Genomic DNA, 15,669 nt, shown 5'->3' with positions numbered 1-15,669 from the left:
ATGAAACAGGTCATTACATTTCTTGTATGTTTTTGCTGTATCTGCCTGCAAGCCCAGGAAAGGTTCATCCCATATGGCAAAATTACGTTCGAAAAGAAAGTTAACCTGCGAAGGAGCCTGGAAAACTCTGGATTGCCCCAGGAAGCTAAAGAAAAAATGAAAAAATACCAGACCAGTAATTGGGATTTCATTTTTGATCAGCACAAATCCCTGTACAAACCAGGTGCAAAAACAGATGAAGAGGAGCATAAAGGCTTCTTTTTTTTCTCCCTTTCCAAACCAAGCAATGAAATATATACAGATTACAGCAGGAACCTGAGGGTACTAAAACGTTCTGTAATGGATGATAATTATTTACTTACAGATACCATTCCTGTTCTGAGTTGGAAAATTATGCACGACATAAGAACCATTGCCGGGTATGAATGCAGAAAAGCAATAGGTATTATCCACGATACGGTATACGTAGTTGCATTTTATACAGATGAGATTTTACTTCGAGGTGGCCCGGAAGGCTTTAATGGCTTGCCTGGCATGATACTTGGTCTCGCCATTCCACGTTATTTTACCACCTGGTTTGCCACCAAGGTTGATGGTTTTAGTAATCATCAGGCAGAAATAATACCGGCCAACAAAGGAAAAAAGGTAGAAACAGAGAAAGATCTGGAAAAACTGCTTGAATTATTTACCCGCTACGAGCCCAATAAAAAAGAAAAGTGGGAGGAAGCAAAGAAACGGCTCTACGGTTTCACCCTCTAACAATTTCTGGATTAAGCGCTTATCATCACTTTTTGCAATTCCCGATTATTTATAAAAAGTACCTCCCTGCTTCAGTTTTATTTCCTAACTTTGTATCCCGTACAAAAACAATAAGACAGTATTTCATTTGCTGCTTTGTTTCAGAAATTCACAAACATGACTAAGTATATTTTTGTTACGGGCGGTGTTACTTCCTCATTAGGTAAGGGCATCATTTCCGCTTCATTAGCCAAATTATTACAAGCACGCGGCTACAGTGTTACCATCCAAAAGTTCGACCCCTATATCAATATTGATCCGGGAACATTAAATCCTTACGAGCATGGAGAATGCTATGTTACCGAAGATGGAGCAGAAACAGACCTGGACCTTGGTCATTACGAGCGTTTTTTAAATGTACCTACCTCGCAGGCAAATAACATCACTACAGGTAGAATCTATCAAAATGTAATCAATAAAGAAAGACAAGGCGAATACCTTGGAAAAACAGTACAGGTAGTACCGCACATCACCGATGAGATCAAAAGTAACATGCGTAAGCTCGGCGAAACCGGTCAGTACGATATCGTAATTACCGAGCTTGGCGGAACAGTAGGCGATATCGAGTCGCTGCCATTTATTGAAGCCGTACGTCAGTTCAAATGGGAAGAAGGGGCGCATAATGCCATAGTAATCCACTTAACGCTTATCCCCTACCTTGCAGCTGCAGGTGAATTAAAAACCAAACCTACACAGCACTCAGTAAAGGCATTATTGGAGTATGGCATTCAGCCTGATATCCTGGTATGTCGCTCTGAACGTTCCATATCATTGGATATCCGTAAAAAAATTGCATTGTTCTGCAATGTAAACGTAAATGCCGTAATCGAATCGCAGGATGCTTCTACCATATATGATGTTCCTTTATTAATGATGAAGGAACAGCTGGATAAGACGGTTTTGAGTAAACTTAAACTGGCGCAGAGAAATGAACCGGATATGGAGCGTTGGAAAGAATTCCTTGGCCGCCTGAAAAACCCTACATCTGAGGTTAAAATAGGTTTGGTGGGCAAATATGTAGAATTACCGGATGCCTATAAATCGATCATTGAGTCATTTATACATGCCGGTTCCAGGAACGAGTGCAAGGTAAAAGTAGAATACATTCACTCAGAAAGTATTTACCCGGATAACGCCAAAGAAAGGCTAGCCCATTTGGATGGTGTACTTGTTGCACCCGGCTTTGGAAGCCGTGGTATAGAAGGAAAAATAGATACCATTCAATATGTGAGAGAAAACAATGTGCCATTCTTTGGAATATGCCTGGGTATGCAATGTGCTGTTATTGAGTTTGGTCGTAATGTGCTTGGTTTAAAAGGAGCAAATACAACTGAAATCGATGAGGAAGCTGTACATCCTGTGATCAATATGATGGAAGACCAGAAAAACATTACAGCCAAAGGCGGTACGATGCGACTCGGTTCTTATCCATGCGACCTGAAAAAAGGCACCAAAGCCTATTCGGCATATGGCAAAACGCACATTACAGAGCGTCACAGGCACCGTTACGAATTTAACAGTGCATACCTGAGCCAATATGAAGAAGCAGGTATGATTGCCTCAGGCGTAAACCCACAGAGTAATCTGGTTGAAATTGTTGAACTAAAAAACCATCCTTTCTTTGTTGGTGGACAGTTTCACCCTGAATTAAAATCAACTGTTGCTAATCCTCACCCACTTTTTGTTAAATTTGTCGCCGCTGCGATGGAGTTTGCGAAGAAGAAAACAAAATAATACGCGTTTAACTAACAATAATGGATAAAAATACGTTTACAGGATTATTCCTGATCATGATCGTTTTGGCAGGTTCTTTTTATTTTTTTAAGCCCAGTGATGCGGAAATAAAAAAAGAGCGTGAAAGAATTGCTGCCGATTCGGCAAAAAAAGCCGGCGTAAACCCGGCATCAGCTCCGGCTGCAACCGCAGCGGTTACCCCCCTGGTAGATTCCGCTGCGCTGGCAGGTCCTTTTGGCACCAACATTACCGGAACTGCAAAAACAAATACCCTGGAGAACGATAAGCTAAAAATAACCTTAACCAACAAAGGAGGTAGAATCCAGTCGGTAACGGTAAAAGGACAAAAAACCTACACCGGCAAACCAGTTGTCCTGTTTGATGGGGACCAGAACAAATTTGGTCTGAACCTGAACATTGGTGGAAAAATGGTCAACACCAACGATCTTTACTTTACAGCTGTAACAGGAAATAACACCGTTGCTATGCGTGCAAACTATTCAGCCGATAAGTATATTGAATTTATCTATGACTTAAAACCAAACAGCAGCCAGGTAGGTTTCAATATCAATTTAAACGGACTAAACCAGGTAATCCAGGGCAATACCATAGCATTAAATTGGGAAGCGACGCTACTTGAGCAGGAAAAATCGAGTAAAAAAGAACAAGAACACTCTGCACCATATTATAAATACCTGGAAAAAAACCCTGATCATTTAAATGTGGCAAAGGATGAGGAAGAAGAACTAAAAGAAGGAAAGATCGAATGGTTTTCTTTCAAACAACACTTTTTCTCTGCGGTATTGATTCCTGCAGTTCCTTTTGACAATGGAAAACTGGCAGTAAAAGTAAGCACTGAGCCAGGTAAAATAAAATGGTATGGTGCAACCATGCAGATGCCTTTTAACCAGCTTGCTGCCCAGAACTATGCCATGAACTTTTATTTTGGCACCAATAAATTCTCTACTTTAAAGGAACAGGGCCACGAACTGGAAAAACAGGTTGACATGGGCTACTGGCCATTAAAATACATCAACAGGTTTGTGGTATTACCTGTGTTCAACTGGTTGGAAGGATTTGGCTGGAGCTATGGCCTGATCATCCTGCTGTTAACCATTGCATTAAAAGTTGCCATGTCGCCACTGACTTACAAATCCTACCTTTCTATGGCTAAAATGAGGATTTTGAAGCCGGAAATGGACGAGATAAAAGCCAAAGTTGGTGAAGATAACCCAACATTGCTGCAACAGGAATACCTGAAACTTTACAAACAGGTAGGTGTAAACCCACTTGGAGGGTGTTTGCCTATGCTTTTGCAGCTGCCTTTTGTAATGGCCTTCTTCTTTTTCTTCCCTAACCTGTTCGAATTAAGGGGCGAATCTTTCCTATGGATGAAAGACCTTTCTACTTATGACGATTTTATTAAGTTCGGTTTTAATATCCCGTTCATTGGTGACCACCTGAGCTTAATGTGTGTATTGATGACCATCTCTACGCTAATTTACACTTACTTTAACAACCAGATCTCTGGAGCAACAGGACAAATGAAATATATTGGCTACATCATGCCGATCATATTTTTAGGCGTACTGAACAGTTATCCATCAGGATTGAACTACTATTATTTCCTGGCCAATATGCTGACCTTTGCTCAGCAGTTCCTGATCAAATCTATGGTCGATGATGAAAAAATCCATAAGACCTTACAGGATAACAAAGCGAAACCAGTGGAGAAGAAAAAGAAGTCCGGATTTAGTGCTAAGTTAGATGAATATATGCGCCAGCAGCAACAGGCAGCTGCTCAGCAAAAAAAGAACAAGTAACCATTTGTGGGTTACCCATAAAAAAAGCACCTTTTAGGTGCTTTTTTTATGGGGGATATTTTCCCTTTAAAGCCAATTTGTAGTCTGTGAATGTAAAATTTGACATACAATCATCATATATACCTAAAATTTTCCAATTTTTAAGCTTGAACATATACAGGCGATAAAAACCAATACTAACCATGCTAAAAAAACTAAGTCCGCTCTTATTCTTGTTGCTATTTTCCAGTGCAGGTTTTGCACAAAAGAAACCATTAAACCATAACGTTTATGACAGTTGGGAAGCTATAGGGGCAAAACAGCTATCTAACAATGGTTTGTGGTCTGCTTATACCATACTAAAACAGGAAGGTGATGGCAATTTGTACCTGCAAAATCTGGTTACCAACACTAGAATAAACATAGCAAGGGGCACAAACCTGCAGTTTAGCAGCGATTCAAAACATGCCGCCTTAGTGGTTAAACCCCTGTTTAAAGATACCCGCGAAAGCAGGATAAAAAAGAAAAAACCAGATGATATGACCAAAGATTCTCTGTTTATAATTGATCTTGCAAATTCAGGTATTACAAAAGTAGCCAGAATTAAATCTTATAAAATGTCCGAAAAAGGCACCTCACTCCTGGCCTACCTGTTGGAAAAAAGCCCGGATACAACAAAGAAAACAAGACCAGGCCTTACACCTGCAACACCAAAAAAAGATGATGCGGAGGCATTTGCATTTGATGAGCCCGAAAGCAAAACCAAACAGGAAGGTACAGATCTTATCCTTAAAAACCTGACCACAGGCATCGAACGTACATTTAAATATGTGAGCGACTATAGCTTTAACAAGAACGGTAAACAAATGGTCTTTGCCTGCACAGGTTCAAAAAAAGACAAAACTGCGCCTGAAGGCGTATTCCTGCTGAATACAGAAAAAGGAACTGTGAAAACCCTTGTAAATGGTAAAGGAAATTTTAAAAACTTCCAATTTAACGAAGAAGGAGAATACCTTGTGTTTTTGGGAGAGCGCAGTCCTGAAAAAAAAGAAATTAAAGATTTTAATATCTATTATAACTCTACAAGCCTGGATACCGCCCAGATCCTGGTCGACAATGAAATGAAAGGAATGCCTGCAAAATGGGCGGTTAGTGGGGATACCAGGCTAAGTTTTAGTAAAGACGGAAATAAACTATTTTTTGGAATTGCACCTGTAAAGCAACCAAAGGACACCACTTTGGTAGATTTTGAGCATGCAAAATTAGATGTATGGGGCTATAAAGACGATTACCTGCAACCTATGCAGTTAAAAAGACTCGAAACTGAGCTCAAGCGCTCTTATTTAACGGCAATGGAAATATTTAACAGCGATCCAAAAATTGTTCCGCTAACGGATCTAAAATTACCGGAGGCAACTCCTGTAGCAGAAGGCAATGCCAACTTCGTACTGGCTTCTACAGACTACGGCAACAGGATCCAATCGCAATGGACTGGAAGTTCAATAAAAGATTATTATCTGGTAGATACCAAAACAGGTGCAAGAAAGAAGATCATTGAAGGCCTGTCCGGATTTGCAGTTGCATCTCCTGCCGGTAAATACATCGTTTATTTCGATAAAACAAATTCAAACTGGTACACCTATAACGTACAGAATGCAAGCATAGTCCATTTAAACAAAGGTCTTGCTGTCAAATTTGTAGAAGAAGATAATGATGTCCCTGACGAACCAGGTCCATATGGCGCCGCCGCATGGATAGAAGACGATAAAGCGATATTGATTTACGACCGCTACGACATCTGGGAATTCTCTCCTGATGGAAAGGCCGAACCACAAAACATTACAAATGGGTTTGGAAGGCAAAATAAAATCACCTTCCGTTACCAGAAAACCGATCCGGAAAGCAAATTTCTGGAAAAAAAGGCGCATATATGGCTTAGCGCATTTAACAATACTACTAAAGAAAACGGTTTCTACAAAAAAAACATTGGCGACCGTAAGAATCCCGAGCTGGTTGTAATGGAAAAAATGAAATATTCCGACCTGAGCAAAGCCAAAGATGCCGAGCGCTATATTTTCGACAAAGGCAGCTATGTAAATTCTCCGGATGTGTATGTATCATCGGATATGAAAACCCAGGTAAAGCTAAGTAATACCAATCCACAGCAGCAAAATTACAACTGGGGCACGGCAGAGTTGGTAAAATGGACTACACCTAAAGGTTTTAATGCCGAAGGAATATTGTATAAGCCTGAGGACTTTGATCCGGCGAAAAGGTATCCAATGATTGTTTATTTCTATGAGAAACTTTCAGATGGACTGTACACCTATAACGCTCCTGCCCCAACCCCTTCACGGTTAAATATCCCTTATTTTGTAAGCAATGGATACCTGGTATTTGCACCAGATATCAGTTATGAAAAGGGTTATCCCGGCAAATCCGCAGAAGAATTCATCAATTCAGGAGTGGAATCATTGAAGAAAAACACATGGGTTGACGGCTCTAAAATAGGAATTCAGGGCCAGAGCTGGGGTGGTTACCAGGTTGCCCATCTAATAACCAGAACCAACATGTATGCAGCAGCATGGGCAGGGGCACCAGTAGTGAACATGACTTCTGCTTATGGTGGAATGCGCTGGGAAAGTGGAATGAACAGACAGTTCCAGTATGAAAAAACACAAAGCCGCATTGGTGCTACCTTATGGGAAAAGCCAGAACTGTACATCGAGAACTCTCCTTTGTTTAAGCTGCCGAATGTAACAACCCCGGTTGTTATTATGGCCAATGATGCGGATGGTGCTGTGCCATGGTATCAGGGTATTGAAATGTTCACCGGTTTAAGACGACTTGGAAAACCCGTGTGGATGTTAAACTATAACAATGAAGCACATAATTTAATGCAAAGGCAAAACAGAAAAGATATACAGATCCGTGAGCAACAGTTCTTTGATTATTATTTAAAAGGTGCCAAAGCCCCGGTATGGATGGTAAATGGTATACCGGCAACAGAAAAAGGCAAAACATGGGGTTTTGAACTAACAGATGAAAAACCTTAAATTAGAGCCTGAACTAAATCATCTTTAATGGCGTTAAGTAGAATCTGGTCTGCCTTTATTATTGTTGCTATTGTAGTAGCAGGTGTTAAATGCTTCTTTTTTGGGCAAAGTGATATTTTCAACTGGATGGTCATCGGCAAGGCCGATGATCCGGCAAACCCCTTAAAGCTGGATGGCATCATACAAACCTGCTGGGTTGCTGTTGAGCTTTGTTTGAAACTTATAGGAATCCTGGCCTTGTTTATGGGATTGATGAGTATCGCTGAAAGGGCTGGTGGAATTCGATTGCTATCAAGAATTGTCGGCCCATTCTTTTCTAAACTTTTCCCCGATATTCCAAAAGGACATCCCTCAATGGGCCACATGATCATGAATTTCTCAGCCAATTTACTGGGGCTGGACAATGCAGCTACACCATTTGGATTAAAAGCCATGGAAAGCCTGCAGGAGCTCAATCCGAGTAAAGACGTGGCTTCCAATTCCCAGATCATGTTCCTGTGCTTACATGCAGCCGGATTAAACCTGATCCCGGTTAGCGTAATTGCCATAAGGGCTTCACAGAATGCATCCAACCCTACTGATATATTTATTCCCTGCTTAATTGTAACCTTTGTTGGCACCATAGCTGCCATGCTGATTGTATCTTTTAAGCAAAAGATTAACATTCTTCAGCCTGTCATTATCATCTGGGTGCTCAGCATTTCCTTTGTAATTGCCTTATTGGTATTGTATATCGTTTCTTTAAATGCAGAAGGCATCAAATCATTTTCGGGTATCTTGAGTAATGGTTTGATATTACTGGTGTTTTTATTGATTGTTTTAGGCGGGCTTTATAAAAAAATAGACGTTTTTGACGCCTTTATTGACGGTGCAAAAAATGGCTTTGATACTGCCATTAAGATTGTACCTTACCTTGTAGGCATGCTGGTAGCCATATCGCTCCTGCGTACCAGTGGAACTTTTGATGTGGTGATCAGTGCTATAAAAAATGGATTTGCATTCCTGGGCGCCGATACCCGTTTTGTAGAGGGGCTGCCTACTGCCCTGATCCGGCCTTTAAGTGGCGGGGCAGCACGCGGAATGATGGTAAGCACCATGGAAACTTATGGGCCCGATTCTTTTGCCAGCAGGCTTTCAGGAATATTCCAGGGTGCTTCAGATACCACTTTTTATATAGTAGCCGTTTATTTTGGCTCGGTAAGCATAAAAAACACACGTTATGCCATTGGCGCCATGTTACTGGCCGATCTGGTAGGTGTTTGTACTGCCATAGGTTTAGCCTATTTATTTTTTGGTTAAAAGGCTTTGCGGTTCTCCCATTTCTTTCAAAAAGATGTCTTTTATCACTTTGATCTGTTCTTCATAAACGGTGTTTTTACGCGTGCCGAAGTATAGCGTGTTTTCAATAGGCTCCCTGCCTTCCCAAAGTACTTTTATGTTCCCGGCGTCTAGCTCCTGCCTGGAAAGAAAATCAGGCATTACGGCCAGGCCTTTACCTGTACTTAAACATCTGATAATTGAGCAGAGGTTCGGAACAATATAATTAGGCTTAAAATCGGGGCGCTTACCAAAGTTATTATACCAAAACCTCCGCTGATGTTCCATGTCGCCTGTGGTTCCGTACCAGGTTTGCTGCTTTAACCAACTCAGACAAGCAGCCTTGTCATTACGCTTAACAAAATTTTCGAAATCTTCTACAGAAGTTCCTTTTCCACATACCAATACTATTTTTTCTTTGAAAAAGGGTTCGTACAACAAACCCTTATACTCTCCTTTTTGCGGGGTAATGATCAGATCGAGGATACCCGCATCAAGATCACTCAGCATTTGAGGATAATCTCCAAATTTAATGATCACATTAAAAGGAAGCCCGGGCAGATAAGATTCGAGTGTATATTGAAAGGTTTCAAAACACATACCTATACTAATGGTTGGAACATCGCGTTCCACACTTTTATGGAAGTGCCTTTCAGCCTCTTCCAGTTTTGCAAGTGGTTCCTGAATGTAATTGTAAAGGACCTTGGCCCTTTCTGTCGCTATCATTTTCCGTGAAGTACGATCAAATAATTTGTAACCCACGTAGGACTCAAGAGAACTCAAATGCAGACTCACCCCGGGCTGCGAAATATATAAAGCCTCAGCAGCACCTGTAAGCGTACCACATTCATATATCACTTTAAAAGTTCTGAACCATTCCAGATTTACCATGCCTATCTATCATTATTATAATACAAAAGTATAAATTATATTATTTTATTTATACTATACAGCGCCGTAATTTTGTATGATAATTAAGATAAAGACATGACAAAAATATTCGTTATCAACGGAGGGCAGGTATTCGGACATTCCGGCGGCCTGTTCAACAGGAGCATCACTGAAAAGACACTCGACTTTTTTAATAATAAGCCCGGGTTCGAAGTCAGGCATACCGACATCAATCAGCCTTACAACATTAAGGAAGAAGTTGAAAATTACAAATGGGCCGATATTCTCATTTACCATACACCTGTATGGTGGTTTCAGCTTCCGCATGAATTTAAGAAGTATATTGATTTGGTGTTTACAGAAGGGCACAACAATGGCATTTACCATAGCGATGGTCGTTCTGCTGCCAATCCCGCTGTCAATTACGGAACAGGTGGCCTGATGAATGGTAAAAAGTATATGCTGACCACCTCATGGAATGCACCTCAGGAAGCCTTTACCCTACCCAGAGAATTTTTCAACCAGAAAAGTGTGGACGAAGGCCCTATGTTTGGATTTCACCGTATGAATGCATTCACAGGTATGAAACCGCTGGAAGGCATACATTTTCATGATGTAGAAAAAAATGCAGATGTGGTAAAGGACCTGAAACGCTACGAGGCACATCTGGAAAAGATCTTCAGCAGTAATCTCGAAATAGGCATGTGTGCCTAAAAATAAACGCCCCCCAAAAGACTGTTTTTTTGGGGGGCATAGTAAAAGCGGCTGGTACCTATTGCGCTAAAGAAAAGTTAATTGGAATGTTGTATTTTACACGTACGGCTTTTCCGTTCTGAATACCAGGCATCCATTTCGGACTTCCTGTGAGCACCCTTACAGCTTCTTCATCTGTGCCATAGCCTAGTTTCCGCTCAACTTTGATATCGGTAAGCGTACCGTTTTTTTCAATGATAAAGGACAGGAACACTTTTCCTGATATGTTTGCTTCCTGCGCTGCCGCCGGAAAACGGATAGCTTTTGACAGGTATTTGTAGAATTTATCCATTCCGCCTGGAAAATCAGGCTGCACTTCTAAGGCTCTAAAATCTGGGTACACATCGTCGCCTGCTGCAGCCACCTGTTCTTTACCAATACCCGGGGTTTCTGTAATTACAAGCTGCCCATCTTCCTGCCCCTCTACTGTTTTCTGGCCCGGATTAGCAATTGCCAGATCTTTTAGCTGTACCGGATCTAAATCATCGACTTTGTCATCCTCTACAACCACGGGTGGTAAAAACTTAATTTGATTTTGTTTGGGTGCCGGAGGTTCAATAACTGCAGGCGGCGGCGTTTCCGGGTTCAGGGCGGGAGGCGGCTGCACTTCTACAACCCGTTCATGAATTCGCGTATCATCTACCCTATCGCTCCCTTTTACCAAACTGATCAGCTTAGGAGATAAAAAAAATAAAATAAATAAAGACCCCGCAATAAAAAGGGCTTTACTTGTATCAGAAGCGCTTTGCCGGCGAAGCGCATAAGCACCATAGCTTTTGTTTTTCTGATTAAACACAATCTCCAGCCATTGGTTACCTGACAGATCAATTTTTGAACCTAACATTGCTTTAGAATTTAGAAGTTAATATTATACCATACATTTACTGTAAAGATGCCATCACTTCTGCTATTCCATAAGCAAGAGTAAATTAAAAAACACGCGGACAAATGAATGATCTGGGCACCCTTCCAAAGGTTAATCCAAGGGTAAGTTCATGAGAACCATTCTGGTTGCTGCTCAGCTTGCTGGTTACATGATCGTAAGAGTACCCGATGCGAAAACGTTCGCTCAGAAAAACCTGGACAATACCGGAGATTGAATTTTGTTTGCCGAGATTAAGTGTGTTGTACTGTTTCTTCCACAGACTGAAACCCGTTCTATAAGACCCGCCAAGCCACAACTTATCGTTAAATATGGCCATCACATTAAAGTCAGCACTTGTTGGACCTTTAAAATCTTCCTTTATCATAAGACTGGGACGAACCCGCACATCGGGCGAAAGATTGGCCAGACCACCCATAATGAGGTACGCATGCCTGCTGCGTACAATATTGAAAGCAGCAGAAACACTCCTTACATTAACATCCGATCCCGAAAAGGCATCCATCAGGGAAAGTCCCATATACCAGAAGTTGGAATTGTAAAATACACCAAACCTTACATCAGGTACAATACGGCTATCATTTTGTCCTGCAACCGCCCGGTCACCGCCCTCTCCTGTTTTGATCATATCTCCTTTCAGGTTATACTGGGCGGCACCTATTCCAATGCCAAAACTCAGTCTTCTGGTATCATCCTGATCGAGCTGCAACCGATAAGCATAGTTTGCAGTTACTGAAGTAGAAGATTGAGGGCCTATTTTATCAGAAGTAATCTGGAAACCAAGTCCCATTTTCCTGTCTCTCGGGTCAACGATGCCGTCAAGAGATACCGTCCCGGTCTGGGGAGCACCTTCTACCCCAATCCATTGAGCACGAAGCGCAAGTTGTGCAAACCACTCCTCCTTATAACCAGCATAAGCTGGATTTACGCTTAAACTATTGAATACATATTGAGAGAATTGTATGTTTTGCTGCGCGGCCGAATACCCCGCAAACATGCAGAGAAAAAATACGGAAGCCACAATGCGTTTTACAATCTTCATTTCAATTCATTTATCTTTTTATCAGTATCCAGCTTCTCCTGGACTCTTCTTTGCCCGCTTTTGTCAACTTTAATACATAGAAATAAGTACCGTCATTTAAACCGTTTCCGTCCCATTCATTTTTATAGTTGTTATTTCTGTAAACTTCATCTCCCCATCGGTTGTAAACAAACAGGCTAACCTTCTCGTAATTTTCCAATCCGGTAATTACAAAAGTGTCGTTCTTCCCATCGCCATTTGGTGTAAAAGTATTGGGCACATCCAGATCCGGAGGCACAACCGTAATGGTTACAATCGCTACGTTAGATCCCAGACCATTTGCATCATCTACTTTATAAGTAAATTTCTCTATTCCGAAAAAGCCTTTATTTGGTGTATACACTACTTTTCCATCCTTGTTAACAGATAGTTTGCCGTTGGTTGGCTGACTTTTTACTTCCAGCGTTGATGCATCCAGTGGAAACAATGCTGGTTTGTCATTATTGATAACCGGTACAGCCACCTCTACATCTGCTTTCGTATTGGCATAGTCGTCTATGGCTATCGGATACCTTGTAATATCGATTACAGTTGGATCGTCGTTATTTGCAGCTGTACCCGAAATATCGGTTACACTGATCCCAGATCTGGTTAGGCCCGTTACCGTGGCAGTGTTGCTTACATTACCTGCAACCTTTTCAGGATTGGTAATGGTGTATTGGGCTATGCCGCTGGTGGTTGCTCCAGGTGCCAATGTAGTTTGACTTAATACAATAGGCTGGATAATTTTCGGGTCCTTTACTACCAGATTATAGAGGGTCATATTCCCATTATTGGTGACCGTAAATGTATAGGTCATTGTTCGGAAATCACGATTCATTGCTCCTGTTTTAACCAGGGCAACCGAAGGATTGGCATCAATATTTACTTCTGCTATGGCCGATTTGGATTGTGGATATTCCATTGAACTTACCGTTGCTGTGTTTACAATCTTTCCGGTATTAACATCTGGCAGGCCAAAGGAATCAATATTATTCTGGGTAATGGTATAAGTTCCACTATAAATCCAGCTTTCTCCTTTTTCCAGAATATCATTGCCATTATCACCAGCCGACCGATAAAGCAGCCCTCCCAGCAATGGATCGTTAACTTTAACATGGCTATGGTTGGCATTGCCATTATTGGATACTACAATAGAATACTTAATCTCATCTCCCGGAGCAGAAACGTTGGTTCTGTTTGCAGACTTAGTGATAGTTATATCCAAACATACCGGAACACGGACTGTAATTTTAAACGGTTGCCCTGCACAGCCTCCTGCTTCTGCTATTGGGGTAACCAGATATACAACATATTGCTCGGTTGTTGTGGTGTTGATCAATGTGGCGTTTAGTACTTTGCCTGAGCCATTAACCGCTCCTGTAACAGTAGAATTTACCGTCCAGCTGAAGCCTGCAGGAACCGCATTGCCTCCTTTTTGGATGTTGTTTACATTTTTGGTTTGAAGGTTGTAACTGAAAGAAGATTGCGTACAGCTCAAGCTATTTACCACATCGTCAAACCCTTTAGGCACTTTATTTACGGTAACGTTTGTAGCAGCTGACATTGTACTTGCACAACCGGCCTGGTTGGTCACTTTCACTGTATAGTTACCAATTTCATTCACACCCAATGTTTGTCCGTTTGCCCCCGGTATAAGAATTCCGTTTTTGTACCATTGATTTCCTGCTGCTGATGACGAGGTAAGCGTAACTACCCCTCCTTCGCAGAAAGTAGTTACCCCCGCCGGTGAAATGTTTGGCAATTCCGGATAAGGGCTTGCTGTAACCTGGGTTGGTAATGAAGGGCTGCTGCTGCAACCATTTACATTGGTTACCAATACATGGTAAGCGCCAGTTTCTGTAGCAATATAGGTCTTGCTGGATGCACCGGGTATAACTGCTCCATCTTTATACCATTGGTAACCACTGGCAGCACTGGAAGTTAAGGTCACCGAATTGCCGATGCAGAAAACCGTGTTGCCCATAGCTGTAATCGTTGGAATAACTGGCAGAGCATTTACCGTAACGGTAATTTCATTGGAAACCGGGCTAGCGCAATTGCTTGTATTGGTAACCACAACTGTATATTTACCTGCTACTTTTGCTTCATAAGTTTGCCCTGTGGCATTGGTTATTGGAGTTCCATTCAAATACCACTGATAACTTCCGTTAGCTGAAGTGCTTAAAACAACACTTTCCCCATCACAGAAAATCGTTCCTCCATTAGCAGTGATTACCGGCTGGATTGGCAAAGCATTTACCGTAACCATAACCTCATTGGAAACCGGACCAGCACAATTGCTGGCATTTGTCACTACAACCGTATATTTACCGCTTTCTGTAGCTGTATAAGTCTGTTGTGTCTCACCAGTTAACAAAATATTACCCCTGTACCACTGATAACTGACAGCAGAGGATGAAGTTAGGATTACGGAACCTCCAGCACAGAAAGTGGTTAATCCCGATGCTGTAACTGTTGGTTGTGCTGGTAGTGGGTTGACTGTAACACTAACTGATGCTGAAGCCGGGCTTGCACAGGAATTGCCATCGGTAACCACCACAGTATAGCTACCACTTTCTATAGCTGTGTAAGTTTGTTGCGTTTCACCAGTTAACAAAGTAGTTCCTCTGTACCATTGATAGCTGGTTGCGCTACTAGAGCTAAGCGTTACTGAACCGCCAGCACAGAATATTGTTGGTCCTGATGCTGTAACTGTTGGTGCAGGTGGTAAAGGGTTTACTGTAATCGTGATTCCAGCAGAAGCAGCGCTTGGGCAAGTGTTACCGTCAGTAAACACCACAGTGTAAGCACCTGAAGCATTGGCCACATAAGTCTGGCCGGTTGCTCCTGAAAGCAATACCCCATCCCTGTACCACTGGTTACCTGTCAAAGCACTTGAAGTTAAAGTTACGGAACCACCAGCACAGAAAGTTGTTAATCCCGATGCTGTAATCGTTGGTGCAGGTGGCAATGGGTTTACTGTAACTGTGATTCCAGCAGAAGCAGCGCTTGGGCAAGTGTTACCGTCAGTAAACACCGCAGTATAAGTACCTGAAGCATTCGCCACATAAGTCTGGCCGGTTGCTCCTGCAAGTATTACCCCATCTTTGTACCACTGGTTACCTGTCGAAGCACTTGAGGTTAAAGTTATGGAACCACCAGCACAGAAAGTGGTTAATCCAGATGCTGTAACGGTTGGGGCCGGTGGCAATGGGTTCACTGTAACTGTGATTCCAGCAGAAGCAACACTTGGACAAGTGTTACCATCGGTAAACACCACAGTATAAGCACCTGAAGCATTCGCCACATAAGTCAGTCCCGTTTCTCCTGCCAATAGCACCCCATCCTTATACCACTGGTTACCAGTCGAAG

The 15,669-nt window shown here is 42.0% G+C and carries 10 protein-coding genes; 6 read left to right on the top strand and 4 right to left on the bottom strand.

Going from position 1 to position 15,669, the window contains the following annotated elements; translation table 11 throughout:
* The 5 genes from B9A91_RS14425 to B9A91_RS14405 all read left to right on the top strand — a co-directional run bounded on the left by B9A91_RS14425 (nt 1) and on the right by B9A91_RS14405 (nt 8,689).
* Nucleotides 1-759, top strand: a complete 759-nt coding sequence (locus B9A91_RS14425) for a GLPGLI family protein (RefSeq protein ID WP_084239729.1) — start codon at nt 1-3, stop codon at nt 757-759.
* Nucleotides 760-915: 156 nt separating this feature from the next.
* Nucleotides 916-2,532 (top strand): CTP synthase, encoded by a 1,617-nt coding sequence (locus tag B9A91_RS14420; RefSeq protein ID WP_084239728.1) that lies wholly within the window; start codon nt 916-918, stop codon nt 2,530-2,532.
* A gap of 20 nt (nt 2,533-2,552) precedes the next feature.
* Nucleotides 2,553-4,355 (top strand): membrane protein insertase YidC, encoded by a 1,803-nt coding sequence (gene yidC, locus B9A91_RS14415; RefSeq protein WP_084239727.1) that lies wholly within the window; start codon nt 2,553-2,555, stop codon nt 4,353-4,355.
* 182 nt (nt 4,356-4,537) lie between these two features.
* On the top strand, nt 4,538-7,390 hold the full coding sequence (locus B9A91_RS14410) for a S9 family peptidase (protein ID WP_084239726.1): 2,853 nt from the start codon (nt 4,538-4,540) through the stop codon (nt 7,388-7,390).
* 27 nt (nt 7,391-7,417) lie between these two features.
* On the top strand, nt 7,418-8,689 hold the full coding sequence (locus tag B9A91_RS14405; protein ID WP_084239725.1) for a nucleoside recognition domain-containing protein: 1,272 nt from the start codon (nt 7,418-7,420) through the stop codon (nt 8,687-8,689).
* On the opposite strand, the gene B9A91_RS14400 is transcribed toward B9A91_RS14405, so the two are convergent.
* Entirely contained in the window at nt 8,675-9,598 is a 924-nt protein-coding gene (locus B9A91_RS14400) for a LysR family transcriptional regulator (protein ID WP_084239724.1), read from the bottom strand. The two genes, B9A91_RS14405 and B9A91_RS14400, sit on opposite strands and share 15 nt — an antisense overlap.
* A 96-nt stretch (nt 9,599-9,694) precedes the next feature.
* Here B9A91_RS14400 and B9A91_RS14395 point away from each other — a divergent pair, with 96 nt between their 5' ends.
* Entirely contained in the window at nt 9,695-10,312 is a 618-nt protein-coding gene (locus B9A91_RS14395; RefSeq protein WP_084239723.1) for an NAD(P)H-dependent oxidoreductase, read from the top strand.
* Between the two features lie 58 nt (nt 10,313-10,370).
* On the opposite strand, the gene B9A91_RS14390 is transcribed toward B9A91_RS14395, so the two are convergent.
* The 3 genes from B9A91_RS14390 to B9A91_RS14380 form a co-directional block, all read right to left on the bottom strand.
* Nucleotides 10,371-11,195: an energy transducer TonB gene (locus B9A91_RS14390; RefSeq protein WP_084239722.1), complete on the bottom strand. Its 825-nt coding sequence runs from the start codon at nt 11,193-11,195 to the stop codon at nt 10,371-10,373.
* Between the two features lie 85 nt (nt 11,196-11,280).
* A complete protein-coding gene (locus B9A91_RS14385) occupies nt 11,281-12,276 on the bottom strand; it encodes a PorP/SprF family type IX secretion system membrane protein (protein ID WP_084239721.1) in 996 nt (331 codons plus the stop codon).
* Nucleotides 12,277-12,286: 10 nt separating this feature from the next.
* A partial coding sequence (locus B9A91_RS14380) for an Ig-like domain-containing protein (RefSeq protein WP_144008947.1) occupies nt 12,287-15,669 on the bottom strand: 3,383 nt, incomplete at its 5' end.

This window comes from Pedobacter africanus, assembly GCF_900176535.1.
GTDB classification, from domain to species: domain Bacteria; phylum Bacteroidota; class Bacteroidia; order Sphingobacteriales; family Sphingobacteriaceae; genus Pedobacter; species Pedobacter africanus.
Note: the sequence above shows the minus strand (reverse complement) of the source record. Positions and strands in the feature narration are given on the sequence as shown.